Here is a 530-nt window from a genome sequence, read left to right on the forward strand (position 1 = left end):
TCCCTATAATGCGCATCCACCGACACGGCGGACTGCTTACAAAAAAGCAAAACGACGAGTTGGTTGAGTCAAGTAAGACTGAGTTTTGAAAAAATAAACTTTTCTCAAAATTAAGTGTTGACAAAAATAACGGCTTGCGTAGAATGCACAGCCCTTGAGACGCAAAAGTATCTCAAACGTTCTTTAACAATATAAAGCAATCATCTGTGTGGGCACTCGTACAGATTGAGTTCTAACAGCGAAGCTTAGTTTACTAAGTGGAGCAAACAAATTTAGAGTCTCAAATGTAACTGAGTGACTATATAGTCAATTCGTTTTGATTTTACTTTTTTAAAAAGTAGAAACAAACAATCAGAATTCATTGAGCATGGTTTGAAGTTTACTTCAAACAAAAAACTTTTAATTGAAGAGTTTGATCATGGCTCAGATTGAACGCTGGCGGCAGGCCTAACACATGCAAGTCGAGCGGTAACAGAGAGTAGCTTGCTACTCTGCTGACGAGCGGCGGACGGGTGAGTAATGCTTGGGAA

At 39.4% G+C, this 530-nt stretch carries 1 rRNA gene; it reads left to right on the forward strand.

The features are described 5' to 3' along the window. Positions 1 to 400: 400 nt before the first annotated feature. A 16S ribosomal RNA gene (locus JIG37_RS18450) occupies positions 401 to 530 on the forward strand; the annotation flags it as partial.

Origin of the sequence: Pseudoalteromonas sp. bablab_jr010 (assembly GCF_016464105.1) — a bacterium.
Taxonomy (GTDB): Bacteria; Pseudomonadota; Gammaproteobacteria; order Enterobacterales; family Alteromonadaceae; genus Pseudoalteromonas; species Pseudoalteromonas simplex.